Consider the following 24,861-nt stretch of genomic DNA (forward strand, 5'->3'; position numbering starts at 1 on the left):
GGTGACCCGCGCCGACAGCTCGGCCTGGCGGGCGGCCCGCGCCGCATCACCGGCGAACCACGCGCCGAGCGGCGCCACCCGCATCGCCGCGCCGTTGCCCCACGAGCCCTGTCCGTCGAACAGCGCCGCCGCCGGCTCCCGCCAGTCGCCGCCCTCGCCGATCGCGCCGCCTACGCGGCGGGGGCCGCCCCGCCTTCGCGCTGAGGGCCGCCCCGCCGCTCATGCCGCTTCGGCGGTGAGCGTGGCGGCCACCGGTCTGCGGGCCGCCAGCCGCGCGGGCAGGGCGACCAGGGCCGCCGTCACGACGACGGTCGCCAGCGCGACGCCGAGCACCCCCGGCGTGGGCGGCGCCTCGGCGTTCCGGGCGGAGAACAGCGACAGCAGCACGGAGCCCAGCGGGACGCCGGCGAGCGCGCCGGACAGCGCCGGCAGCAGCTGGGCGACGGACAGCCCGGCGGCGACCTGCCCAGGGGTGGCGCCGACGGCCCGGGCGATGGCCAGGTTCAGCCGGGCGTCCATGGCGGTGGTCCAGGTGAGGATCAGCGTGTTCACCACGGCGAGGGCCACGATCAGCACGGTGACGGCGAGCAACAGCGCGCGGTCGTGCTCGCCGCGCAGGTTCGGCAGGGCCTGCGAGCCGCCCAGGCCGTAGCCGCGGTCGTGCTGGGCGTGCAGGGCCAGCAGGGCGACCAGCGTGATCACGGTGACCGCGGTGGCGCACGCCTGCAGCGCGGCGCGGCCCGGCCTGCGGACGGTCAGCCGCAGCCCGAGGAGGAACGGCGTGGGCAGCAGCGCGGACAGCGCGGTCGACCAGGGCCGGTGCGCCGGCCGGCGGACGCCGGCGCCCAGTGCCGTGACCGTCGCCGTACGCATGGCGTGCAGCGTGGGACGCAGGGTGGACAGCACCGCCACCGCGACGGCCAGCAGCGTCGCCGCGACCACGGCGGGGCCGGTCAGTGAGACGTCACCGATGCGGCTGGCGGTGGGGCTGGCGATGGCGGGCATGGCCAGCCGGGCGGCCACCAGCCCGAGCACGTCGCCGGCCAGCGCCAGGACCAGGTATTCGGCGAGCAGTACGATCGCGATCAGACCGGGTGTGGCGCCGACGGCCTTGAGCAGCCCGGCCCTGCGGGTCTGCTCGGCGGCGCGCCCGGCGGCCAGCGCGGCCACGCCGGTGACGGCCAGCAGATCGAGCAGCCAGCCGCCGAGCACCAGGATCGGCTGGGCGTTCCTGAGGATGACCTTGTCCTGCCGGGCCTTGAACTGCCAGGAGTGGAAGTTCACCCGGATCCCGTCGAGCTCGTGGTGGGCGTCGCGGAAGGTGTCGGCGGTGGCGGGGTCGCGCAGCTTGAGGTCGATGGCGGTGGTCACCGGCAGCTCGCCGGCCCGGGCCAGAGCCCGCGCGTCGGACGTGGTCAGCCAGGCCAGGCCGCTGTAGTCGCTGGGGCCGCCGCCGGGGCCGATCTGCGCCGCCCACGGGTAGATGGAGGTGGCCGCCGTGACGGCGATCCCGACGACAGGGTACGTCCGGCCGGCGATCGTGACCTGGTCGCCGGGGCCGGCGCCGAGCGCGGTGGCGAAGCCGCGTTCGAGCACCACGCCGCCGGGGCGTACCCACCGGCCCGAGGTCACCACCGGCCGCTCGACCGGTGCGGGTCGCTCGCCGATGGCGTGCACCACGACCGGGGACGCGATGCCGCCGCGCGCGACGAGATCGGCGTAGACGACGCGGTACGGGCCCCGATGGGCGACGACACGCGGATCCTCCGCCAGGGAGGCGAGAGCCGAGGAGACGGCGGGGCCCGTGTCGCCGGACAGCACCACCACGTCGGGGCCTGCGGTGGCGGCGCGCGTCTGCGCGTACAGGGAGTCGCTGACGGCGGGCAGGGACACCCCGACGGCCAGCGTCGCCGCGGCCACGGCCACCGCGACCAGCAGCAGCACGCCCTGAACGCGCTGCCGGCGCAGATCGGCGCGCACCAGCCGGAAAAGCAGGGCGAGGAAGCCCATGGTGCTCAGCCCTCCAGCCCGATGAACCCGCCCAGCCCGGACAGCCACCCGCCGCCCGTGCCCGGCATCATCGTGTCGCCGACGAACATGCCGTCGCGCATCGTGATCAGCCGGTCGGCGGTGGCCGCCACCCGCTCATCGTGGGTGACGATCACCAGGGTCTGGCCTGAGCGCCGCAGGTCCTCGAAGAGGCGCAGGATGTCGTTGGTCGCCGCGCTGTCGAGGTTCCCGGTCGGCTCGTCGGCGAGGACGACACGCGGCTCGTTGACCAGCGCACGGGCGATGGCGACCCGCTGCCGCTGCCCGCCCGACAGCTCCGACGGCAGATGCCTGGCGCGCCCGGCGAGCCCCACATGCTCCAGCAGCTCGGACGCCCGCCGCCTGGCCTGCCGGGGCGAACGGCCGGCCAGCAGCGCGGGCAGCTCCACGTTCTCCGCCGCCGACAGCTCCTCCACCAGGTGGAACGCCTGGAAGACGAAGCCGACGGAGCGCCGCCGCAGGCGGGCCAGGGCCCGTTCGCTCAGCGTGTCGATGCGCTGCCCCGCCAGCCACACCTCGCCGCCGGTCGGCCGTTCGAGGCCGCCGAGCACGTGCAGCAGTGTGGACTTCCCGCAGCCGCTCGGCCCCATCACGGCCAGCGACTGCCCCTCCGGCACCTCCAGATCGACCTCGTCCACCGCGCGGACCCGGCTCTGCCCCTGGCCGTGCGTCTTCACCAGGGCGCGGGCCTGCAGGGCGATCATGTGTCCTCCTGGTGGGTCCACGCGCGTTCGCAGGCGTCGAGCCAGCGCAGGTCCGCCTGCAGCCGCAGCACGATCCCTTCGAGCAGCAGTCCGGCGCCCGACTCGGGCGGCTCGGCGAGCACCGCCTGCTGTGTCTCGCGCAGGCGGCGCAGCAGCTCGCGGCGCTGCGCCGCGACCAGCTCCACCGGGTCGGCCAGCCGCGCCGCGGCGGCCGCCGTCAGCTTGAGATGGAACTCCGCGAGGTCCGGCTTCGGCCAGCCCACCTCGGCCAGCCAGGCGGCCACCCGCTGCTGCCCCGCCGGGGTGAGCGCGTAGACCTTGCGCTCGGGCCGGTCGGGCAGGCCGTCGGCGCGCTCGCAGACGACCAGCCCCGCCCTCTCCAGCCTGCTCAGCGTGACGTAGATCTGGCCCCGGTTCATCGCCTCACCGAGCGGGCCAAGGCTGCGGCGCAGCCGGGCGTGCAACTGGTAGCCGTGCGACGGCTCCTTGGCGAGCATCGCCAGCACCGCGTCCTGCATGCGCACCCCCTAACGGTTAGCCAAATGGATAGCGGTTATCTATGGAGGTGTCAAAGCGTCCGCGTGGCGATCCGGCGCCGGACCTCCGCCGGAAGCGGCCGGGTCCGGCGCGACGCCCACCCGGCCGCCGCGCCGGTGCACGGCAGGTCGATGGCGCCACGAGGTGGCCGCCCGGCCGGTGTTCGAGCACCCGGTCGCCCACCACGAGCCGCTCGGCCCCTGGGCGGGCACCGCGCGCACGGTGCAGGACATCGAGGGGGACGGCGGGTCCGGCTGCCCGATTCCGGCGATGTGCGTGCCCTCGACGGCGGTGGTCTCGTCGGGCCGTACGTGCCGCTCCGGCAGGGTGCGCAGCGTGTCGGATTCCATCTCCTCGCGATGGGCCGCCTGGGGGAGTGCTGCCGAGATCGTGTGAAAGCGTTTTCCCGTGAAGGGTTGACCCCACGGAAACGCGGCTGTTACAACGTTGCAGAGAGCCCGTTGACAACCCCTCTTTCACCCCGGGCGGCCCGCCGGTCGATTGCGCGGCCACAGCCCCCGGACGAGTTCGGCGACCCCGTCTTCACACGGCGGCCACTTCGGTCGGGCCGCTGGTCTGCAAGGAAAAGGATCACGCATGTCCCTGGCACTCACCCACGTCCACGGCGATCGCATCACGGTGGCCCACGAGGCGAGCGGCACGGAGCTGTTCGCGTACGTCTACCGGCCGGAGGCGGCATGGGAGGCGCCCAAGCCGTACCTGCACCCGATCAGAACGCTGTCCGGCGCGGTGGTGACCGACTACCGCCCCAACGACCACCGCTGGCACAAGGGACTGCAGCTCACCGCCTCGCACCTGTCGGGCCAGAACCTGTGGGGCGGCCACACGTACGTGCACGGCGAGGGCTATCGCCGGCTTCCCGAGCGGGTCGGATCCATGGCTCATCAAGGATTCGACGAGGTGCGTACGAGTGTTGACAGCGCTGTCATCACGGAGCGCCTCACCTGGCATCCGCACAGTGGCGATCTGTGGGCCGACGAGGAGCGCCGCATCGAGGTGCGCGACGTGGATCCCGCGTCGGGAAGCTGGTCGCTGATCTGGACCTCGTCGGTGACCAACCGGCGGGACGAGCCGCTGCGCTTCGGCAGCCCCACCACCCACGGCAGGCCCGCCGCCGGGTACACCGGGCTGTTCTGGCGCGGCCCGCGCGCCTTCCGCGGCGGGCGGGTCTTCACCGCCGAGGCGGACGGCGGCGACCTCATGGGCACCCAGGCGCCCTGGCTGGCGTACGTCGGCGAGCACGACGGCCGCGACGGCCACGCCACGCTCGTCTTCGAGCACGCACCCTCCAACGACCACGCGGGCGAGAAGGGCACGCACCCCGCGCACTGGTTCGTCCGCAGCGACCCGTTCGCCGCCGTCGCCCCCTCGTGGGCGTTCTACGAGGAACTGGTCCTCGACCCCGGCGAGACGCTCAGCCGCTCCTACCGCGTCGTCATCGCCGACGGTGCGTGGGACCGCGACCGGGTCGCCGCCCACCTCACGGAGCATGCCTGGTGAGCGGGCACCTCGTCAGCCGGCGCACCGTCCTGGCCGCAGGTTTCGCCGCCGCGCTCGCCGGCTGTTCGGGTACCCGTACGCAGGCCTCGCCGCGCGGCGGCGTCACCCTCACCTACACCTGGTGGGGCAACGACGACCGCGCCGCACGCACGCAGCGGGCCGTGCGGCTGTTCGAGCGGGCGAACCCCGGCATCGCCGTCCGCACGTCCAACTCCGAGTTCGGCGCGTACATGCAGAAGCTCGCCACCCAGGCGGCCGGCGGCGGCATCCCCGACGTGGCGCAGCTCGACTACCGGCAGATCACCCAGTACTCGGCCGGCGGCGCCCTCCTCCCGCTGGACGAGTTCATCAAGGACGGCACGATCAGGACCTCCGAGATGGACCCCGGCCTGCTGCGCACCGGCACCTACGAGGGCAGGCAGTACGCGCTGCCGCAGGGCCGCGGCATCACCGGCTACGCCTACGACGCGGCCCTGTACGCCAAGGCCGGCGTCCCCATGCCGAAGCCCGGCTGGACCTGGGAGGACTTCGAGGAGGCCAACAAGGCCATCGCCGCACTCGGCCTCAGGGCTCCCGACGGCCGCCGGGTCACGGGCGCCAACGACGGCGGCGGCAACGAGGACATCTTCGAGGTCTGGCTGCGCAGCAGGGGCGGGCAGCTCTACGCCGAGCAGAAGCGCATCGCGTTCACCGAGGACGACCTCGCCGAGTTCTGGACGTTCTGCGACCGGATGCGCAGGGAGGGCGCGATCGCCTCGGCCGAGGACACCGCGCAGTCCGGCAGCGTGGAGACCAGCCCCATGGGCCGGCGGCTGAGCGCCGCCGACTTCACCTGGGACGCGCCGTTCCCCGGCTACACGACGCTGCTCGGCGACTCCATCCACTTCGCGCCGGTGCCCACGACCGCGGGGCGCTCGGGCTCGTACTTCAAGCCCAGCATGCTCCTCGGCATCGGAGCGCACACCGAGCACCCCGAGGAGGCGGCCCGGCTGATCGACTTCCTGCTCAACGACCGCGAGGCGGGCTCCGTCCTGGAGTTCACCCGCTCCACCCCGCCCAACCGGGTGATCGCCGCCGACGTCGCCAAGAACCTGAAGGGGCCCGAGCTGGAGATCTACCGGTACGCCCAGACGATGGAGAAGTACGGCATGGACCCGCCGCCGCCCGCGCCGCCGCGCGGCGACGTCGCGCTCCAGACCGCCTTCAACCGCAACTACCAGCGCGTCATGTTCGAGATGGCCACCCCCAGGCAGGCGGCGCGCGAGTTCATCGACGAGGCGAACCGGGAGCTGAGGTCATGACCGCACTGACGACCGGCGCGCCCGCGCGCTCCGCCCGCACCGCCCCGCCGGGCGAGCCCCGCCGGGTGCGTGAGAAGCAGTGGCCCGCCTACGTGTTCATGTCACCGTGGATGATCGGCGCGGGCCTGCTGACGCTGCTGCCGATGGCGGTGTCGCTGTATCTGTCGTTCACCGACTACGACCTGTTCGACCCGCCGCAGTGGGTGGGCCTGCGCAACTACGCCGAGATGCTCTTCGAGGACCCGCGCTACTGGCGCTCGGTCGGCACGACCATGCTGTACGTCGTCGTCGCCGTGCCGCTGAAGCTGGGACTCGCGCTCGGCGCGGCCGTCCTGCTGAAGAACCTCAACCGGGGCAGGGGCTTTTACCGCTCGGCCTTCTACGCGCCGTCGCTGCTCGGCGCGAGCATGTCGATCGCCCTGGTGTGGCGGGCGCTGTTCAACGACGGCGGCTCGGTCACCGACGTGCTGGAGACGTTCGGCATCCACACCGGCGGCTGGGTGGGCAACCCCCATCTCGCGGTGTTCGCGGTGGTGCTGCTCGCGGTCTGGCAGTTCGGGGCGCCCATGGTGATCTTCCTGGCCGGGCTGCAGCAGATCCCGCCCGACCTGTACGAGGCCGCCGCGCTCGACGGCGCCGGCGCCTGGCGGCGGTTCGTCTCCGTCACCGTGCCGATGCTCTCGCCGGTCGTCTTCTTCAACCTCGTGCTGGAGATCATCCAGTCGTTCCAGGTCTTCACCCCCGCCTTCGCGATCAGCGGCGGCTCCGGCGGGCCCGCCGACTCGACCATGTTCTACACGCTCTACCTGTACGAGCGCGGCTTCACCGCCTCGCACATGGGCTACGCGGCGGCGATGGCCTGGCTGCTGCTGCTCGCCATCGGGGCGATCACCCTGGTCCTGTTCAGGACGTCGCGGTCCTGGGTCTTCTACGCCGACGAGGAGGGACGATGACCACCGCGTCCACCACCGCCGGCGCCTCGTGGGGCGCGACCGTCCGGCGATGGCTGCCGCACGCGATCGCCGCCGTCAGTCTGCTCATCCTGCTCTATCCGCTGGCCTGGCTGCTCGCCACCTCCGTGAAACCCGCCGACGAGGTCGTCACCAGCCTCGACCTGCTGCCCAGCCGCCTGGAGTGGTCGAACTACCTGACCGCGCTCGAAGGCGTGTCCGGCGTGCCGGTCAGCCGGTTGTTCCTCAACACGGTGGTGATCGCGGGCGGCTGCGTCATCGGCAACCTGCTGTCGTGCTCGCTGGCCGCCTACGCCTTCGCCCGGCTGCGCTTCCGGATGCGCAAGGTGATGTTCGGCTTCATGGTGGCGACGCTGATGCTGCCGCACCACGTCGTGCTGATCCCGCAGTACATCATCTTCAACCGGCTCGGGCTGGTGGACACGTACTGGCCGCTGATCCTGCCCAAGTTCCTCGCCACCGAGGCGTTCTTCGTCTTCCTCATCGTGCAGTTCATGCGCAACCTCCCGCGCGAGCTGGAGGAGTCGGCGCGGATCGACGGGTGCGGGGCGTTCCGTACGTACTGGGCGATCACGCTGCCGCTGAGCCGGCCGGCGCTGATCACCACGGCCATCTTCACGTTCATCTGGTCCTGGAACGACTTCCTCACCCAGATGATCTACCTGTTCGCGCCGGAGAAGTTCACGCTCACCATCGCCCTGCGCGCCTTCGTCGACCAGTCGAGCACGTCCGCCTACGGGCCCATGTTCGCGATGTCGGTGATCTCGGTGCTGCCGATCGTGCTGTTCTTCTTCGTGTTCCAGCGCTACCTGGTCCAGGGCATGGCCACCTCCGGGCTGAAGGGGTGAGACGCGATGGCCCGCCTCACCCCCGCAGGACCGGCCGCGCCGCACCGCTCCCCGCGCGAACCGGGCGGCTCGGCCGCGCCTCACCCGTCCCCGGACGCGCCGGGCGGCCCGGACGCGCCGCGCCGGCCGCCGCTCGCGCCGGGTGGCCCGGACGCGCCGCGCCGGCCCCCGCACGCGCCGGAGGGCTCGGCCGCGGCGCACCTCCGGCGTGCACCCGGGGAGCCGTTCGGGCCCGGGTTCGCGCTCTTCGCGGACATGCTGCTGGCCGGGCTGCTGACCACCGTCGCGGCCCTGCCGGTGGTGACGATCCCGGCGGCGCTCGCCGCCGCGTCCGCCTCGCTCAGGCAGGCCGCGACCGGTGGCGCGCACGTCACCTTCACGGGGTACGCGCGGCGGCTGCGCGCCCGGCTGGCTCCCCGCACGCTGGCCGCCGGGCTCGCCCTGCCGCTGCTCGCCGGGGTGCTGCTCGTCGACGTCGCGCTGATCCGTGCCGGGCTGCCCGGCGCCGGCGTCGCGGGGCCCGCCCTGGCCCTGCTCGCGCTGGCGGCGGCGACGGCCGGGCTGCGGGCCACCGCGCTGCCGGAGCCGTACGGGATGTCGGCCCGCGAGGCCCTGCGCCGCCTCGCCGGCGACCCGCGCGGCACGCTTCTGCTGGCCTGCGCGGTGCTGCTCGCCGTGCTGCTCGGCTGGTCGATCCCGCTGCTGGTGCCGCTGCTGCCGGGACCGCTGGCCTTCGCCGCGACCGTCGTGGACCTGCGCCGCCCCGGCGTCAGCGGGTGAGGTGGCGGCCGCCGCCGATGGAGATGATCTCGCCGTTGACGTGGCCGTTGGCGGCCGAGGCGAGGTAGGCGACGGCGCTCGCCACGTCCTGGGGGGTGCAGATGCGGCGGGTGGGGGTCTTCGCCGCCTCGGCGTCCACCACCTCCTGTCCGAAGCCCGGCGTGGTCAGCACCCGGTCGGTCAGCGTGAAGCCCGGCCTGACGACGTTGGTGAGCACCCCGTACGGGGCCTCCCTGACCGCCAGCACCTCGGCGGCGGTCTCCAGCGCGGCCTTGGCGGCGGGGTAGGCCGCGCTGCCCGGTATCGGCTGGGCGACGACGTCCGACGACATCACCACGATCCGCCCCCAGCCGGCCGCCCGCATGCCGGGCAGCGCGGCCTCGATCACCGACAGCGTCCCCGTGACGTTGGCGGTGAGGGCGCCGGTCAGGCTCTCCCATGTCTCGGGTCCCCTGGCCGGCCAGGACACCGCGTTGGCGACCAGCACCGCGATCTCGCCGAGGTCGCTCCGCACCTGCTCGACCGCCGCCCGGATCGACCCTTCGTCGCGCTGGTCGAGGCGGACCGCCATGGCCTTGCCTCCCTCGCGGATGATCGAGTCCACCAGCTCGCGGGCCCGCTGCTCGTTCCGCTGCCAGGTCGCGGCGACGAGGGCGCCCTCCTGCGCCAGTAACGCGGCGATCGCGCGGCCGATGTCGCCTGACGCGCCCGTGACCAGCGCTACCCGTCCCGTCAGTCCGAGGTCCATCGCGATCCCTCATTCTATAGTCGGCTATCTGATAGCCGACTATATATCAGTAGGGTGAGGTCTTGTGGAAGTACGTGAGGCGATGCGCGTCAACCGGGCGCTGAACAAGATGAGCCAGCTCTACCGGGCGTCCAAGGCGCGCAAGCTCGCCGCGCTCGGCCTGCATCCCGGCCAGGACGTGCTGCTGTGGGTGCTGGCGCAGGAGCCGGACGGCATGACGGTCTCCCAGCTCGCCGCCCGGCTCGGCGTCGAACAGCCCACCGCCACCCGCAGCCTCGCCCGCCTGGAGACCGGCGGCTGGTTCCGCCGCGAACCCGTCCCGGCCGACCGCCGCCAGGTCCGCATCGTCGTCACCGAGTCGGGACACCGCCTGGTGCCCGCCATCGAACGCGTCTGGACCGAGCTGGCCGAGGAGACGCTGGGCGAGGTGGACGAGGAGCGGCGGGCGATCGTGCTGGAGGCGATCGAACAGGCCAACGACCGGCTCCGCGCGAAGGTCGGCGAAGAGGCGCTCGCCGAAGGCTGACCGCCGCCCGCCCCACGCTCGGCCTCAGGGAAGGGCGGCGAGTTTGGCGCGTACCGCATCCGCCTGCGGCCGGTCCGGCTCGGCGAGCAGGCCGAGCGCGCGCCGCCACACCGCGCGGGCCGCATCGGGCGCCCCCGCCGCCACGTGGACCTCTCCCAGGTTCACCAGTGCACGGGCGAGGAACGGCCGGCAGTCCAGCTTCTCGAACAGGGCGATCGCCCGCAGGAAGTACTCCGCCGCGTCCGCGAGCCGCCCGGCCCGGTGATGGGCATGGGCGATGCTGTCCCAGGTCTGCGCCTGGTTGCTGGGGTCGTCGAGCCGCTCGTACAGGGCGGCGGCCCGGCCGCAGTGGCGCAGCGCCTGCTCGTAGTCGCCCAACTCGGCGCAGACGAAGCCGGTCGTGTTGTACGCCATCGCCTGGCCTGACAGGTCGCCCGCGGCCACGTACAGGTCGAGCGCCCGCCCGCCGTGGTGCAGCGCCTCGCGGTGGCGGCCCTGGCGGTAGAGCAGCGCGCACAGGTTGAGGTGGGTGTGCGCCTGGCCGACGGTGTCGCCGAGCCGGTCGTACAGGTCGAGCGCCCGCCGGATGTGCGGCCGGGCCTCGTCGTGCCGGCCCAGGTTGGAGCAGGCCATGGCGATGCCGCGATGGGCGATGGCCTGGGCGCGTACGTCGCCGAGCCGCTCGGCGGCGGCCAGCCCCGCGCGCTGGGTGGCGCGCCACTCGTCCCAGTGGCCCTGCCGGTAAAGGAAGTCGGTCACGACCCAGACGAGCTGCGTGGCGTGCGCGTCGAACCCCTCGGCGGCGGCCCGGGAGATCAGGCCGAGCAGCACGCGGTGTTCCGCGGCGTACCAGGCGAACGCCTCCTCGTAACCGGCGAGCGGGGTGACCGTCACCCCCGCCTGGCAGGGGGCGAGCGTGATGGGCTCGCGGTGCGGGTTGATCAGCCGGGCGGCGGCGTGGCCGGTGTGCAGGTGGTGGTCGAGCAGACGGCGCAGCGCGGCCCGCCGCTCGCCCGCGTGCGGCCTGACCAGCTCGGCCGCGTAGCCGCGCAGCAGGTCGTGCATGGTGTAGCGGCCCGGCAGGTGCTCGGTGAGCAGGTGCGCGTCGCGCAGCTCGCCGGCGAGCGGACGTGACCGCTCGGGCGTGAGGCCCGCCAGGCTCGCCATCGCGGGGATCGTGAAGTCGGGGCCGGGATGCAGCGCGAGCAGCCGGAACAGCCGGGCGGTCTCGGCGCCCAGCGCGCGGTACGACCAGGAGAAGACCGCGCGGGCGTCGGCCGCGGGGTCGCCCGCGTCGAGCGTGTCCAGCCGCCTGCGCCGGTCGGCGAGCCGGGCGGCGACCGAGGCCAGGGTGGCCGCGTGGGCGGCGGCGTGCGCGGCCGCGATGCCCAGTGCGAGCGGCAGCCCGGCGCAGCGCGCGACGATGGCGTCGGCCGCCGCGCGCTCGGCGGCGACGCGGGCCGCGCCGAGCCGGGCCGCCAGCAGCTCCCTCGCCTCGTCCGGACCCAGCAGACCGAGGGGCAGCGCGGCGGCCGCCTCCGTCGCGACGAGGCCGGTCAGCGCGTTCCTGCTGGTCACCAGCACCGCGCAGGACGGCGCGGCGGGCAGCAGCGGCTTGACCTGATCGGCCTCCCTGGCGTTGTCCAGCACGATGAGGACCCGCTTGTCCGCGAGGATCGTCCGGTACAGCGCGGCGCGGGCGGGCAGGTCGCCGGGGATCCGGCGCGGCGGCACGCCCAGCGCTTCCAGGAACTCGGCCAGGGCGTCCCGGGGGTCCACCGCGCCGCCCGCCGGGCCGAAGCCTCTGAGGTTCACATAGAGCTGGCCGTCGGGGAACCACGCGCGCGCCCGGTGCCCCCAGTGCAGGGCCAGGCACGTCTTGCCGACGCCCGCCATGCCGGAGACGACGCAGACGCGGGAGCCGCCGTCGCCCGCCCGCGGGCCCAGCAGCGTGTCCAGCTCCGCCAGCTCCTCCGCCCTGGCCACGAACCCCGGCACGGCCCGGGGAAGCTGCCGCGGCGCCGGCCATGTGGACGCGCTATCGCCTTCACCGGAGCCGGCGACCGTCCCGGCCGACAGGTCCGGTCCCTTGCCCGTCCCGGCCGCCGCATCCGGGCCGCTGACCGTTCCGGCCGCCGCGTCCTTGCGGGTCCTCCTCCCGCTTCCTGCGGCTTTCGCGGCGGCGGCGAAGAGGGCCTGTTCGAGCGGGCCGAGCCGGAGGGCCTCCGCGAGCAGCCTGAGCGACCTGCTGCGGGGCCGGTAGCCGGGCTCGCCCTCAAGCCTGCGGATGGTCCGTACGCTGACGCCCGTCTTCCCGGCCAGCTCCTCCTGGGTCAGCAGCGCCCGATCGCGCCAGGTCCGGATCAGCGCGCCCAGGCTCAGGCCATCCGGCGCGGAGACGTCGCCCGCGCCGTCACGCATGTCAGCAGGCATGGGGACCCCTCGATCAACCGCCCTTGCCGCATCGCCCGCGTTTCAGGGGCGCCGACGGGGTGGAGTCTACGGAGGGCCCCAGGCCCGGCAAGAGTGCCGTGCCCGTTCGAGTCCGTTTGAGCCCGCTGTCTGTCCGGAATCGCAGGGCCACCCCTCCGGCCCGCGATTCCGGCCGGAGGAAAGCGCCGGCGAAAGCACCCGGTGCCGCAGCGGTCCTGACGGCCGGACCTGCTCGCGGGGCGGGCTGAAAGGCTAGGAGCATGAAGTTCACCGACGGGCTCTGGCAGCTCCGCCCCGGCGTCACCGCGCTGTACGCGGCCGAGGCCTACGACATCGACACGCACGACGACGCGATCACCGTGACCGCGCCCACCACCGTCATCACCCGGCGCGGCGACACGCTCAACCGGCCGGTGCTGACCCTGCGGCTGTCGTCACCGCTGGAGAACGTCATCCGCGTCCGCATCGACCACCACGTCGGCGGCGGCGAGCAGCGCGGCTTCGACCTGCCCGGCGACGGCGACGGCCCGGCCAAGACCGACGGCACGACGCTCACCAGCGGCGCGCTCAGCGCCACCGTCACGCCCGGCGCCCCCTGGAACCTCGCGTTCCACGCGGGCGAGCGGCGGCTCACCGAGAGCGGGCACAAGTCGATCGGCTACTTCCGGCTCGACGCCGACGCCCAGACCGACCCCGGGCCGGTCGGCAAGCGCAGGAGCGGGCCGTCGGCCCACCTCGCCCAGCAGCTCTCGCTCGGCGTCGGCGAGGTGGTCTACGGGCTCGGCGAGCGCTTCGGCCCGCTGGTCAAGAACGGCCAGACGGTCGACATCTGGAACGCCGACGGCGGCACCTCATCGGAGCAGGCGTACAAGAACGTGCCGTTCCACCTCACCAACCGGGGCTACGGCGTGTTCGTCAACCACCCGGGGCACGTCTCGTACGAGGTGGGCTCCGAGGTGGTGCAGCGCGTGCAGTTCTCCGTCGAGGGGGAGAGCCTCGAGTACTTCGTCATCTACGGGCCCACGCCCAAGGAGATCCTCGAACGCTACACCGCGCTGACCGGCCGCCCCGCCCGGCTGCCCGCCTGGTCGTACGGGCTGTGGCTGTCCACCTCGTTCACCACCGCTTACGACGAGCAGACCGTCACCTCGTTCATCGACGGCATGGCGGAGCGCGACCTGCCGCTGTCGGTGTTCCACTTCGACTGCTTCTGGATGCGCGAGTTCAACTGGTGCGACTTCACCTGGGACCCGCGCGTCTTCCCCGACCCGGAAGGCATGCTGGCCCGGCTGCACGACAAGGGCCTGCGGGTCTGCGTGTGGATCAACCCGTACATCGGGCAGCGCTCGCCGCTGTTCGCCGAGGCGGCCGAGCGCGGTTACCTGCTGCGGCGGCCGGACGGCGGCGTCTGGCAGTGGGACATGTGGCAGGCCGGCATGGGCCTGGTGGACTTCACCGACCCCGCCGCGACGCGCTGGTTCCAGTCGAAGCTGCGCGGCCTGCTCGACCAGGGTGTGGACGCGTTCAAGACCGACTTCGGCGAGCGCATCCCGCTCGACGTCGTCTACCACGACGGATCCTCGCCCGAGCGCATGCACAACCTGTACGCCCAGCTTTACAACCAGGCCGTCTTCGAGGTGCTGGAGGAGCGGCGCGGGCGCGGCGAGGCGGTGCTGTTCGCCCGGTCGGCGACCGCTGGCGGCCAGCGGCTGCCCGTCCACTGGGGCGGCGACTCGGGCTCCTCGTACGAGTCGATGGCCGAGAGCCTGCGCGGCGGCCTGTCGCTGGCGTTCTCCGGGTTCGCGTTCTGGAGCCACGACATCGGGGGATTCGAGGGCACCCCCGATCCCGGCGTGTTCAAGCGGTGGGTCGCCTTCGGGCTGATGTCCTCGCACTCGCGGCTGCACGGCTCGTCGTCGTACCGGGTGCCGTGGGCGTTCGACGAAGAGGCGGTCGAGGTCACCCGGATGTTCACCAGGCTCAAGCTGCGCCTGATGCCGTACCTGTACCAGGCGGGCATCGAGGCGCACGAGCGGGGCACGCCCGTGATGCGGCCGATGGCGATGGAGTTCCCCGGCGATCGCAACGTCGCCCACCTCGACACCCAGTACATGCTCGGCACCGACCTGCTCGTCGCCCCCGTCTTCAGCGCCGACGGCACGGTGGAGCTCTACCTGCCCGAGGGCACGTGGACGAACTACCTGACCGGCGAGCGCGTCGAGGGCGGGCGCTGGCGCACCGAGCGGCACGGCTTCACGTCGATGCCGATCTACGTGCGCGAGGGCGCGGTGCTGCCGCTGGGCGCGCGCGACGACCGGCCGGACTACGACTACCTCGACGGCCTGACGCTGCGCGTCTACCCCGGGCCCGACGGCGAGACCGCGCTCACCGTCACCGATCCGGCGACCGGCACCCCGGCCGGGTTCACGGTCGTGCGCGCGGGCGGCGAGGTCACGGTCACCTCCACGCTCGCCTCGGGCTGGCGGCACGAGGTCGCCTGAACGCGCCGAACGCCGTCACCGGGGGTTGAGGTGGGCCGACAGGAACGCCACGACCCTGGTGACGAAGGCCGCCCGGTTGGCCGTCCGCCGGATCTCGTGACCCTCGTCGCCGAAGATCAGGTGCTCGCACGGCAGGCCGAGCGCCGCGGCCGCGGCGATCACCTGCTCGGCCTCGTACAGCGGCACGTTGGTGTCCTGCGCCCCGTGCACCACCAGCAGGGGAGCGGCCAGCCTGCCGAGCGAGCGCAGCGGCGACAGCGCGCGCAGCAGCCGCCGGTCCGCCTCCGGATGGCCGTATTCGGGGACGGCCGCGGCGGCGATCCACGGCTCGGTGCGGGCGTAGAAGGTCTCGAAGTCGGCGATGCCGCTCACGGTCACGCCCGCACGGAACAGGCGCGGGTGCGTGACGAGCGCGGCGAGGGTCAGGTAGCCGCCGTACGACCAGCCCATGCAGGCCAGCCTGGACGGGTCGCCCGCGCCGATGCGGGCCAGCCCGGCCGCGCAGTCGGCCACGTCGTCGATCGCGTGGAAGCGCAGCTCGCGGTCGTCGGCCTGGCGGAAGGCCCGCCCGTAGCCGCCCGAGCCGCGCACGTTCGGAGCGAGCACCCCGATCCCGGCGGCCAGCAGCCCCTGGTAGAGCGGGTTGAACGCGGGCCGCTCCTGGTCCTCGGGCCCGCCGTGCAGGAAGATCGCGAACGGCGCGGGGCCCTGCGCGTGCGGCGGCCGGTAGAGCCAGGCCGCGATCTCCATCCCGTCGCGGGCGGTGAAGCGCACCGGCTCGGCCCCGATCGCCGCGGGCAGCCGGCCCGCGCCCGCGACGTGCCGGTAGCCGCCGTGATCGAGGTCGCACAGCAGCACGTGGGACGGCTCCTGCGGGCTCTCGGCGGCCAGCGCGGCCAGGTCGCCCTCCCAGCCGATCCTCGCCGAGGTGACGACGTCGGCGGGCGGCGGCGGCAGGTGCTCGAGCCGGCCGTGTTCCAGGTCCAGGACGTCCAGCTCGGAGCGTCCGTGCGCGTTCCACACGAGCAGCGCGCGGCGGCCGTCCGCGCTGAGCGCGAAGGCGTCCAGCTCGGCGTCCGGCCGCTCGGCCAGCACCTCGGCCTCGGCCCCCTGGTGGACGGCGAGCAGTGCGGCGCGGTCGCGTCCCGCGTCCGACACCAGGTAGGCGGTCCCGCCGTCGGGGGAGAGCGCGCCGTCGTCGGTGCTGCCCGGCAGGCCGGGCAGCAGCGGACGCTCGTTGCTCGGCTCGTGCGCGCCGAGCGCCTCCGACACCAGGTCCACCACGTACATGCGGCGGTGGCCGCGCGGCCCGCGCCGCAGCAGCATCCTCGCGTGGTCGCGGCTGACGGCGACCGGCCGCAGCAGCGGTCCCGCGGCGATCACCTGGCGGGCGCCGGCGACGGCGTCCACGAGCACGGCCCTGGACACGCCGTCCGCAGCCGTCTCGGTGACGAGCAGCGTCTCGCCGCGCCCGGTCCAGCGCACCGGCACGGCCGAGCCGCCGGAGGGCGCGGCCAGCATGCGCAGGTCGCCGCCGTGCGGCTGGACGGCCCACACCTGGGTGTGCTCGCCGCCGCCCGGCGCGACCTGCACGGCGAGGTGCGTCCCCGCCGGTGACCAGCGCACGTCCACCACCGGCTGCGGCCCGGTGGGGACCGCCCACGGCTCGCCGGCGCCGCGCAGGGGCCTGATCCACACGCGGGGCGCGCCGTCCTGGTCGCTGACGTACGCCACCGCGCCGTCGCCGGGGGCGAGCGCGGGCGCGTGGCAGGTCCACGCGGTCAGCGCGTCGTCACCCGGCCGCGCCATCACAGCCCGTGGGTCTGCAGCCACAGCTCCAGCAGGCCGAGCTGCCACAACGTGTTCACGCCCGTCGGCGTCCTGTCCCGCTCGGGATCGGCGAGCAGCCGGTCCACCCGGTCGCGGCGGAACAGGCCGCGCTCGCGGGCGGCCCTGCAGGTCAGCGCGTCGCGGAGGAGATCGAGCAGCGCGCCGTGCACGTGCCGGATCGCGGGCACGGGGAAGTACCCCTTCGGCCGGTCGACGACCGCTTCAGGCAGCAGCCGCCGCGCGGCGTCCTTGAGCACGCCCTTGCCGCCGTGCGCCAGCTTCAGCTCGGCGGGGCAGGCCGCGGCCAGCTCGACCAGCTCGTGGTCCAGGAACGGGGTGCGCGCCTCCAGCCCGTGGGCCATCGTCATGTTGTCCACCCGCTTGACCGGGTCGTCCACCAGCATGGCGGTGGTCTCCAGGCGGAGCACGGCGTCGAGCGCGGTGTCCGCGCCCGGCCTGGCCAGGTGGTCGCGGACGAATGCGCCGCTCGCGTCGTGATCGAGCAGGCGGTCCGGCTCCAGCAGCGCGGCCAGCCCCTCGTGCGGGCGGTCGAAGAACGCGCGCTCGTACACGGCGGCGGCCTCGGCCCTGGGCACGCCGGCCAGCGGCGGGAACCAGCGGTAACCCGCGAACACCTCGTCGGCGCCCTGACCCGACTGCACGACCTTGACGTGCTCGGCGACCTCCTGCGCGAGCAGGTAGAACGCCACGCAGTCGTGGCTGACCATCGGCTCGCTCATCGCGCGCACCGCGCCCGCCAGACCGTCGAGCAGGCGCGTGCCAGGGATGCGGATGCGGTGGTGATCGGTACGGAAGCGGCCCGCGACCAGGTCGGAGTAGGCGAACTCGTCGCCCTGCTCGCCGCCCGCCGCCTCGAACCCGATGCTGAACGTGACCGGCGGCTCCGGCTCCTCCTCGGCCAGCAGCGCCACGATGAGGCTGGAGTCCAGCCCGCCCGACAGCAGCACGCCCACCGGCATGTCCGCGACCATCCTCCTGCGCACGGCCGCGCGCAGCGCGTCCAGGATCGCCTCCCGCCACTCGGCCGCGGTCGGCCCGGCCGCCTCGGGGAGCGCGGCGCGGGTGTGCGGCGGGTCCCAGTAGCGGTGATCGGCGCTCGCGCCGTCCGGCTCGATCACCCGTACGGTGGCCGCCGGCAGTTTGCGCACGCCCGCCAGGATCGTGCGCTCGCCGGGCACCAGCGAGTGGAACGTCATGTAGTGGTGCAGCGCCACCGGGTCGATGCCGGTGTCCACGCCCCCGGCGGCCAGCAGGGCGGGCAGCGACGAGGCGAAGCGCAGCCGCCCGCCGCCCCCGGCGACGTACATCGGCTTGATGCCGAGCCGGTCGCGGCCCAGCACGAGACGGCCGGTCGCGCGTTCGTGCACGGCGAAGGCGAACATGCCCTTGAAGCGCTCCACGCAGCGCGGGCCCCACCGGTGGAACGCCTTCACCAGCACCTCCGTGTCCGAGGCGGAGGTGAACCGGTAGCCCGCGCCGCGCAGCTCCCGCCGCAGCTCGGCGTGGTTGTACAGGCAGCCGTTGAACACCACCGCAAGGCCCAGCTCGGCGTCCACCATCGGCTGCGCCGCCTTGTCCGACAGGTCGATGATCTTCAGCCGGCGGTGTCCGAGCGCGACCGGGCCGCGTGACCACAGGCCCGAGCCGTCGGGGCCGCGCGCGTGCATCGCCTCCGCCATCCTCCCGACCGCCCCGATGTCGGCCTGCCCGCCGTCGAAGCGGATCTCGCCGCTCAGCCCGCACATGGGAGGCCGTTCACGATGCCGACCGGTAGGCGGGCGGATCGCCCTGCCGGTCCCACCCGCACGCCCGGGTCTCCGCCAGCAGCAGGTCCACCACGTCGGCGAGCCGCCCCCGCCGGGCGAACGCGCGCCGCTGCCGCTCCGCCGAGCTGCCCCTGGCCAGCGCCCGCTCGACCAGGGACGACACCAGGCCCGCGTCGCCCGCCCGTTCGAGCTGCGGGCGCAGGCCCTCCACCAGCCGCCTGATCACCACCGGCGCGGGGCGCGGCACGCCGTTCACCGGGTCGATCAGCTCGCCCTCCAGGCCCGAGCGCGCCGCCTGCCAGGAGGCCGCGCGCACCGCCGTGAGCTGCACCGTACGCTCCACGCCCTGCCGGATCTCCTCGAGCTCCCTCGCCACCATCGCGCGGAACAACCCGGCGATCAGCACGATGTCCTCCACACGCGGGCAGGAGTCGCAGATGCGCAGCTCCACCGTGGGCACGTGCTGCGACGGCCGGATGTCGGAGTAGATCATCCCCGGGTCGGTGATCACGCCGGTCTTGATCAGCTCGTTGACCATGTCGTCGTACTCGGCGGCCGAGTCGTACTTGTCGATCGGGCCGGCCGTGGGCCAGCGCTGCCAGACCCGGCTGCGGTAGCTCGCGTACCCGGTGTCCTCGCCGTCCCAATAGGGCGAGCTGGCCGACAGCGCGAGCAGCGGCGGGACCCACGGCGTCAGCCGGTGCGCTACCGCGACCGCGAGATCGGGGTCGCGCACCTCGGCGTGCACGTGTGTGCCGCAGATGAGCTGGTCCCGGGTGAGCTGCTGGTAGTCGCTCAGCATCTGCTCGTAACGCGGCTCCTGCGACACCTTCTGCTCGCGCCGTTCGACCAGCGGGGCGCTGCCCGCCGCGACGATGCCCAGCTCCACCGCGTCCGCCTCCCCGACCAGCCGCCTGCGCAGCCCGCCCAGGTCGCGCGCCAGGTCGTCCAGGCTCATGAACGGCGCGCTGTTGGACTCCACGGTCGAACGCTGCAGCTCCTGCGTGAAGCTCTCCGGCGGCAGCGACTCCAGGAGCAGCTCGGCCCGCGCGGTCAGGCGGCGGGTGCGGAGATCGACGACGTGGAACTCCTCCTCCACTCCCACCCGGATCGCGCCCTCGTCACTGTCCACGTCCATCACCTCTTGCTCAGAAACCTGCGGACCTCTCCACTCCCCGCAGAACGGGCAAATGCACATGAATGTGTGAGGTGAGGAGATAATGCGCAGTCGGGCGGTGGATCTCCTGCCCGCGATCATGGATCACCTGGTGTACGGGGGAGGATTCCGCATGGCGAAAGCTGTGCTCGTGGCGTCACTTCTCGCGATGGTGCTGTCGGGGTGCGGCGCGCCGCTCGGCATGGTGAGCCTTGATGACAAGCCGGCGGTCACCGGTTCTCCGGCGACGAGCGCCGCCGCGCCTCCTGGAACCCCGCAGCCGCCCGGCACGCCCGCGGCGTCGGGCACGCCCGCGGCGTCGGGCACGCCCGCGGCGGAGCCGACGAGCTGCCCCCATGGGGAGCTGATCCCGGCGGTGGAGATCCCCGCCGTGCGCACCGACCCCGTGGTCATCCCCGAGGTCGTGATCGACGGCGTCACGGTGCCCTCCGTCACCATCCCCGGCGTCGACATCCCCGCGCAGCGCGTCCCCGCCCAGTGCACCGAGATCGCGCCCGCTCCCGGCGGGTGCCTCGGCAAGGCGTCGATCCCGCCGGTGGAGATCCCCGCCGTGGAGATCCCGCCGGTCGATATCCCCGGGGTGAAGGTGGGCGACATCGAGCTCGACCCGGTGCACGTGGACGGTGATCGGGAGGAGGCCAGGCGCCAGGAAGGCCGGTCGGCGCCTGAGGAGTGCCAGGTCGTGCCCAAGGACGGCGGCTTCGTGCCCAGCGTCTTCCGGTCGTCGGTGTACCGGCCCTCCCTCTACCGGCCGTCGCTCTACCGGCGCTCCGTCTGGCGCCGGGAGGCCTGCAACGACAAGAACGAGTGCATCCCGGAGATCGACATCCCCGCCGTCGAGGTGCCCGCGGTCGACGTGCCGGCCGTGGAGATCCCCTCGGCCGAGCTCAAGGCGTACGAGGCGGGCGCGAGCGACGCGCTCGAAGGGGAGGACTCGATCGCGTTCAGCATCAAGGCGGACGTGCTGTTCGACTTCGACAGCGCCACGATCAAGCCCGCCGCGAAGGCCGAGCTGAAGCGCGTGGCCCGCGAGATCGCGAAGAAGGCGGCCGATGACGCCGTGATCAACGTGGACGGCCACACCGACGCCAAGGGCTCGGACGACCACAACCAGGCGCTGTCGGAGCGGAGGGCGCGGGCGGTGGTGGACTGGCTGGCCACCGAGGGTGGCCTGGACAGGTCGCGGCTGAAGGCGCGGGGCTACGGCGAGAGCAAGCCGGTCGCGCCGAACACCAAGCGCGACGGCTCGGACGATCCCGAGGGCCGCGCGAAGAACCGCCGCGTCGTGGTCTCGACCGCGACCTGAACCCGGCGGGACACTCCCGACGGCGGCCGGCCGGGACGGGACGCGGAGGCCTGGCGGCGGGCGTCAGGCGCGGTGCGGGTCCGGCGGCGGGGCGGGGGCGCGTCAGCGAGGGGCCGAGCGGAGGGCGCCGAGCTCCTCGTTCATCGTGTCGAGGAACGCGGCGACGGTGCGCAGCTCGGCGGGGCTGAAGCGGCTCAGCGCCCGCTCGGTGCCCTCCGCCAGGGGACGGAAGAACGCGGCGGCCAGCTCCTGGGCCGCCTCGCGGTAGTGGAGGTGGACGACGCGCCGGTCGTGCGCGTCGCGCACCCGGCGGATGTGGCCGGCCCGCTCCAGCCGGTCGAGGCAGGCGGTGACCGCGCCGGAGGTGAGGTTGAGCTCCTCGCGCAGCCGGCCCGGCGTGATGGGACCCGGCGCGTCGAAGATCATGATGAGCGCCTGCACGTCGGTCGTGTGCAGGCCCTGCGCCTGCGCGAACTCGTGGGCGATGCGGTTGAACTCGGCGGTCATCCGGCGCAGCCGGGTCGCGAAGGACTGCAGGTCGAGGTCTCCCTCGCCGTCCCCCTCGCCGCCGCTCATGGCGTCCATGCTACATTAGCTCAATCATTGAGACTCTTACTGATTGAGCTACGAGGCGTGACGAAAGGGTGACCGCCATGGCGCGGCGATCGATCCGCTGGCTCGTCCCGGCACTTCTCGTGCTGGCCTGGCTGGCCGTGGGGGGCGGGCTCGGACCGTTCGCTGGCAAGCTCACCGAGGTGGCCACGAACGACCAGGCCGCCTTCCTGCCCCAGAGCGCCGAGTCCACACGCGTTCTGGACGTCCAGGAGAAGTTCCGGCAGGGAGCCGCGCAACCGGTCATCGTCATCTGGACCTCCGGCGGCGGCGAGATCACCCCCGAGCAGACGGCGGCGGCCACCGGCGCGCTCGCCGGGCTGCGCGGCGCCCCCGGCGTCGTCGGCAGCCCCACCCCAGCCTTCCCCTCCGACGACAAGCGGGCGCTGCGCGGCATCGTGCAGCTCAGCCCCGACATCGGCAGCGGCGAGCTCGGCGACGTACTGGAGCGCATCCGCGCGGCCGTCCCCGTCGAAGGCCTGACCACGCACCTCGGCGGGCCCGCCGCCACCAGGGCCGACCTCGGCGACGCCTTCGCCGGCATCGACGGCCTGCTGCTCGCCGTCGCGCTGGTCACCGTCCTGGTCATCCTGCTCGCCGTCTACCGCAGCGTGCTGCTGCCGCTGGTCATCATCTCCGGCGCGGTCTTCGCGCTCGGGCTGGCCTGCGCCGTGGTCTACTTCCTCGCCGACCGCGACATCGTCCGCGTGGACGGCCAGGTGCAGGGCATCCTGTCCATCCTCGTCATCGGCGCGGCCACCGACTACGCGCTGCTGCTCACCGCCCGCTTCCGCGAGGAGCTGGCCGCGGGACGCGACCGCTACGCCGCCGGCCGCGTCGCGCTGCGCCGCTCGATCGAGCCCATCCTGGCCAGCGCCGCCACCGTGGCGCTCGGGCTGCTCGCCCTCCTGCTCAGCAACCTGACCAACAACCGCGCGCTCGGCCCCGTCGGCGCGATCGGCATCGCCTGCGCGGCGCTCAGCGCGCTCACCTTCCTGCCCGCGACGCTCGTGCTGCTGGGCCGCGCCGCCCTGTGGCCGGCCAAGCCGCGCCAGGGCGAGGCCGGCGCGCGCGGCATCTGGGACCGCGTGGCCGGGCTCATCGACCGCAGGCCCCGCCTGGTCTGGGTCGCGTCCGTCCTGCCGCTCGCCGCGCTCGCGCTCTTCGCGCCCCAGCTCAACGCCAGGGGCGTGCCGCTCGCCGAGACGTTCGTCAACGACGCGCCCTCCGTGGCCGCGCAGGCGGCGCTGAGCGAGCACTTCCCCGGCGGCTCCGGCCAGCCCGCCGTCATCGTCGCGCCCGCCGAGCGCGCCGCCGCCGTGACGGACAAGGCCAAGGCCGTCGAGGGCGTCTTCGACGCCGCGCCGGTCAGCGCCACCGGCCGGCCGGGCGGCGAGGCGAAGGTGGTGGACGGCACGGTGCTCATCGAGGCCACGCTGCGCGACGAGCCCGACAGCGAGCCGGCGAAGGAGACCGTCAAGCGGCTGCGCGACGCGCTGCACGCCGAGGACGGCGTGCTGGTCGGCGGCTACAGCGCCCAGCAGGTGGACACCACCGACACCGCACGGAAGGACACGCTGCTCATCGTCCCGGTCGTGCTGGTGATCATCCTGCTGATCCTCATCGTGCTGCTGCGCTCCCTGGCCATGCCGCTGCTGCTGGTCGCCACCGTGGCGCTGAACTTCCTGGCCACGCTCGGCGTCTCGATGCTCGTCTTCGAGCACCTGCTGGGCTTCACCGGCAGCGACGCGTCCGTGCCGCTGTACGGGTTCGTCTTCCTGGTCGCCCTGGGCGTGGACTACAACATCTTCCTCATGTCCAGGGTCCGCGAGGAGACCCAGGCGCACGGGCCCCGCCAGGGCGTGCTGCGCGGCCTGGTCAGCACCGGCGGGGTGATCACCTCGGCCGGGGTCGTCCTCGCCGCCACCTTCGCCGCGCTGGTCGTGATCCCGCTGACGTTCCTCGTGCAAACCGCGTTCATCGTCGCCTTCGGCGTGCTGCTCGACACGCTCGTGGTGCGGTCGCTGCTGGTGCCCGCGCTCGTCCGCGACCTCGGCGGGCGCGCCTGGTGGCCGAGCGGGCTGGGCCGGGCGCGCGAGCCGCTGCCGGACGCCGAGCCGTCACCGGCCCGGGGCCACTGACCGGCTGCGGCGGTACTGCCGCCGGCACACGGTGATCAGCGACGCGGTGAGCCATGAGGTCATGGCGCTTCCCTTGACCTTGCCGGCCCGGGCCGCGGACCAAGGTTCTCCTACGTCTCATCACGCCCTCCTCTACGCCCGAGCCGTCTGCGGGGCTGCCTCGCGCGGAGAAGTCAAGGGAGCGCGGGTGCCGCCGGCGGCGTATCGGTCCAGCCGGCCTCGACCAGCGTCGTGGTCGTCCTGTCGGCCGGCCGCGCGCCGTCCTTCCTGATGTTCTCGTGCGACAGCAGCACCATCCGCGCGGTGTCGACGATGAACCGTTCCGTGCCCGAGCTCCCGCCCTCGGCCCAGGTCCAGACGACGGCGGCGCCGGTGCGGCCGAGCGCGTCCTCGGCCTGGCCCGCGGCGCGCATGCCGGGCAGCGTGCGCAGCAGCCGGTACGCCCCGGCGCGGACCTCCTTGGGGACGGGCAGGTCGAACATGAGGCGGCGCACGTCGTTCCGGACCCAGGAGTCGAGGTCCTTCTCAGGGATCTTCCGGACCCGCGCGGCCTGGTTGAGCCAGGCCTTCAGGCGCCGGGGGTCGGCGGGCAGGCGCTGCACCTCGTCGTACGTCAGCAGCTGCCCCGCCAGAACGAACCGCTTCTTGTTCCGCTCCGGGACGACGTGCCCGGGGGCGGGCCCGGCGGACAGCTTGACGGTCCTGCCGTCGATCGACCTGTTCCATGTGGTGGGGGAGCCGTCCCGCCGCCACGCCTTCTCGTCGGCGGGGCCGGCCGGCCGCGCCCCCAGGTTCCGGCTGCCGGACCAGAACCGGCCGTCACGCGTGGCCCACCGCTCGGCGGCCAGCCGTTCGGAGAGCCGGTACGGGTGCGCCTTCGTACCGAACCTGAGCGAATGCGTCCACTCCATGATGATGCGGGTGCGCCAGTAGGTCCCCTCGGGCGGCGCGGCGGCGGCAGGCGCGGCCAGGAGGGCGAGCCCCGCACCGGCGGCGGTCACCACGCGGGCGATCGTTCTCATACGTCTCATCACGCCCTCCTATACGCCCGGGCCCGCCCGGGAGTTGCCTGCGAGAGGATCGGGGGCC

General features: G+C 73.7%; 20 protein-coding genes and 1 pseudogene. 10 read left to right on the forward strand and 11 right to left on the reverse strand.

What is annotated here, in order from left to right; translation table 11 throughout:
* Positions 1–12: 12 nt before the first annotated feature.
* The 4 genes and pseudogenes from ACGFIM_RS34070 to ACGFIM_RS34085 all read right to left on the reverse strand — a co-directional run.
* Positions 13–162, reverse strand: a pseudogene (locus ACGFIM_RS34070) (ADP-ribosylglycohydrolase family protein); the annotation flags it as partial.
* Between the two features lie 57 nt (positions 163–219).
* Positions 220–2,010, reverse strand: coding sequence for an FtsX-like permease family protein (locus ACGFIM_RS34075; protein WP_393209069.1), 1,791 nt, complete (start codon positions 2,008–2,010; stop codon positions 220–222).
* Positions 2,011–2,015: 5 nt separating this feature from the next.
* Complete coding sequence (locus ACGFIM_RS34080) at positions 2,016–2,753, reverse strand: ABC transporter ATP-binding protein (RefSeq protein ID WP_393209072.1); 738 nt, start codon at positions 2,751–2,753, stop codon at positions 2,016–2,018.
* Entirely contained in the window at positions 2,750–3,271 is a 522-nt protein-coding gene (locus ACGFIM_RS34085; RefSeq protein ID WP_393209075.1) for a PadR family transcriptional regulator, read from the reverse strand. The genes ACGFIM_RS34080 and ACGFIM_RS34085 overlap by 4 nt, the downstream gene beginning before the upstream one ends.
* A gap of 178 nt (positions 3,272–3,449) precedes the next feature.
* Here ACGFIM_RS34085 and ACGFIM_RS34090 point away from each other — a divergent pair, with 178 nt between their 5' ends.
* The 6 genes from ACGFIM_RS34090 to ACGFIM_RS34115 all read left to right on the forward strand — a co-directional run bounded on the left by ACGFIM_RS34090 (position 3,450) and on the right by ACGFIM_RS34115 (position 8,711).
* Entirely contained in the window at positions 3,450–3,686 is a 237-nt protein-coding gene (locus ACGFIM_RS34090) for a hypothetical protein (protein ID WP_393209078.1), read from the forward strand.
* A gap of 201 nt (positions 3,687–3,887) precedes the next feature.
* A complete protein-coding gene (locus tag ACGFIM_RS34095) occupies positions 3,888–4,811 on the forward strand; it encodes a PmoA family protein (RefSeq protein ID WP_393209081.1) in 924 nt (307 codons plus the stop codon).
* Complete coding sequence (locus tag ACGFIM_RS34100; protein WP_393209084.1) at positions 4,808–6,112, forward strand: ABC transporter substrate-binding protein; 1,305 nt, start codon at positions 4,808–4,810, stop codon at positions 6,110–6,112. Before ACGFIM_RS34095 ends, ACGFIM_RS34100 begins: the two co-directional genes overlap by 4 nt.
* Positions 6,109–7,065: a carbohydrate ABC transporter permease gene (locus ACGFIM_RS34105; RefSeq protein ID WP_393209087.1), complete on the forward strand. Its 957-nt coding sequence runs from the start codon at positions 6,109–6,111 to the stop codon at positions 7,063–7,065. Before ACGFIM_RS34100 ends, ACGFIM_RS34105 begins: the two co-directional genes overlap by 4 nt.
* Positions 7,062–7,931: a carbohydrate ABC transporter permease gene (locus ACGFIM_RS34110; RefSeq protein ID WP_393209090.1), complete on the forward strand. Its 870-nt coding sequence runs from the start codon at positions 7,062–7,064 to the stop codon at positions 7,929–7,931. Before ACGFIM_RS34105 ends, ACGFIM_RS34110 begins: the two co-directional genes overlap by 4 nt.
* 6 nt (positions 7,932–7,937) lie before the next feature.
* Complete coding sequence (locus tag ACGFIM_RS34115; RefSeq protein ID WP_393209093.1) at positions 7,938–8,711, forward strand: hypothetical protein; 774 nt, start codon at positions 7,938–7,940, stop codon at positions 8,709–8,711.
* Here the strand turns inward: ACGFIM_RS34115 and ACGFIM_RS34120 are convergent.
* Positions 8,701–9,459: an SDR family NAD(P)-dependent oxidoreductase gene (locus ACGFIM_RS34120; protein ID WP_393209096.1), complete on the reverse strand. Its 759-nt coding sequence runs from the start codon at positions 9,457–9,459 to the stop codon at positions 8,701–8,703. The two genes, ACGFIM_RS34115 and ACGFIM_RS34120, sit on opposite strands and share 11 nt — an antisense overlap.
* Positions 9,460–9,523: 64 nt before the next feature.
* Between ACGFIM_RS34120 and ACGFIM_RS34125 the strand changes: the two genes are divergently transcribed.
* Entirely contained in the window at positions 9,524–9,985 is a 462-nt protein-coding gene (locus tag ACGFIM_RS34125; RefSeq protein ID WP_393209099.1) for a MarR family winged helix-turn-helix transcriptional regulator, read from the forward strand.
* 24 nt (positions 9,986–10,009) lie between these two features.
* Here the strand turns inward: ACGFIM_RS34125 and ACGFIM_RS34130 are convergent, their stop codons facing one another.
* Complete coding sequence (locus tag ACGFIM_RS34130; RefSeq protein WP_393209101.1) at positions 10,010–12,418, reverse strand: ATP-binding protein; 2,409 nt, start codon at positions 12,416–12,418, stop codon at positions 10,010–10,012.
* Between the two features lie 260 nt (positions 12,419–12,678).
* Between ACGFIM_RS34130 and yicI the strand changes: the two genes are divergently transcribed.
* Positions 12,679–14,919: an alpha-xylosidase gene (yicI, locus tag ACGFIM_RS34135; protein ID WP_393209104.1), complete on the forward strand. Its 2,241-nt coding sequence runs from the start codon at positions 12,679–12,681 to the stop codon at positions 14,917–14,919.
* Between the two features lie 15 nt (positions 14,920–14,934).
* On the opposite strand, the gene ACGFIM_RS34140 is transcribed toward yicI, so the two are convergent.
* Genes ACGFIM_RS34140 through ACGFIM_RS34150 form a run of 3 tightly spaced genes read right to left on the reverse strand, consistent with a single transcriptional unit; the run spans position 14,935 to position 19,668 of the window.
* Positions 14,935–16,752, reverse strand: a complete 1,818-nt coding sequence (locus ACGFIM_RS34140; protein WP_393209107.1) for a S9 family peptidase — start codon at positions 16,750–16,752, stop codon at positions 14,935–14,937.
* A complete protein-coding gene (locus tag ACGFIM_RS34145; protein ID WP_393209110.1) occupies positions 16,728–18,515 on the reverse strand; it encodes an N-acetylglutaminylglutamine amidotransferase in 1,788 nt (595 codons plus the stop codon). The genes ACGFIM_RS34140 and ACGFIM_RS34145 overlap by 25 nt, the downstream gene beginning before the upstream one ends.
* Before the next feature lie 10 nt (positions 18,516–18,525).
* Positions 18,526–19,668 (reverse strand): glutamate--cysteine ligase, encoded by a 1,143-nt coding sequence (locus ACGFIM_RS34150; protein WP_393209113.1) that lies wholly within the window; start codon positions 19,666–19,668, stop codon positions 18,526–18,528.
* Between the two features lie 157 nt (positions 19,669–19,825).
* On the opposite strand from ACGFIM_RS34150, the gene ACGFIM_RS34155 reads away from it, so the two are divergent.
* Positions 19,826–21,019 (forward strand): OmpA family protein, encoded by a 1,194-nt coding sequence (locus tag ACGFIM_RS34155; protein ID WP_393209116.1) that lies wholly within the window; start codon positions 19,826–19,828, stop codon positions 21,017–21,019.
* Positions 21,020–21,121: 102 nt separating this feature from the next.
* Here the strand turns inward: ACGFIM_RS34155 and ACGFIM_RS34160 are convergent, their stop codons facing one another.
* The gene (locus ACGFIM_RS34160) at positions 21,122–21,595 is read right to left on the reverse strand and encodes a MarR family winged helix-turn-helix transcriptional regulator (RefSeq protein ID WP_393209119.1); all 474 of its coding nucleotides are present in this window, start codon (positions 21,593–21,595) and stop codon (positions 21,122–21,124) included.
* Between the two features lie 77 nt (positions 21,596–21,672).
* On the opposite strand from ACGFIM_RS34160, the gene ACGFIM_RS34165 reads away from it, so the two are divergent.
* Complete coding sequence (locus ACGFIM_RS34165) at positions 21,673–23,772, forward strand: MMPL family transporter (protein WP_393209122.1); 2,100 nt, start codon at positions 21,673–21,675, stop codon at positions 23,770–23,772.
* A gap of 173 nt (positions 23,773–23,945) precedes the next feature.
* On the opposite strand, the gene ACGFIM_RS34170 is transcribed toward ACGFIM_RS34165, so the two are convergent.
* On the reverse strand, positions 23,946–24,803 hold the full coding sequence (locus ACGFIM_RS34170; RefSeq protein WP_393209125.1) for a hypothetical protein: 858 nt from the start codon (positions 24,801–24,803) through the stop codon (positions 23,946–23,948).
* Positions 24,804–24,861 lie beyond the last annotated feature (58 nt).

It is taken from the genome of Nonomuraea sp. NPDC049309 (assembly GCF_043196965.1).
In the GTDB taxonomy this organism is placed as follows: Bacteria; Actinomycetota; Actinomycetes; order Streptosporangiales; family Streptosporangiaceae; genus Nonomuraea; species Nonomuraea fastidiosa.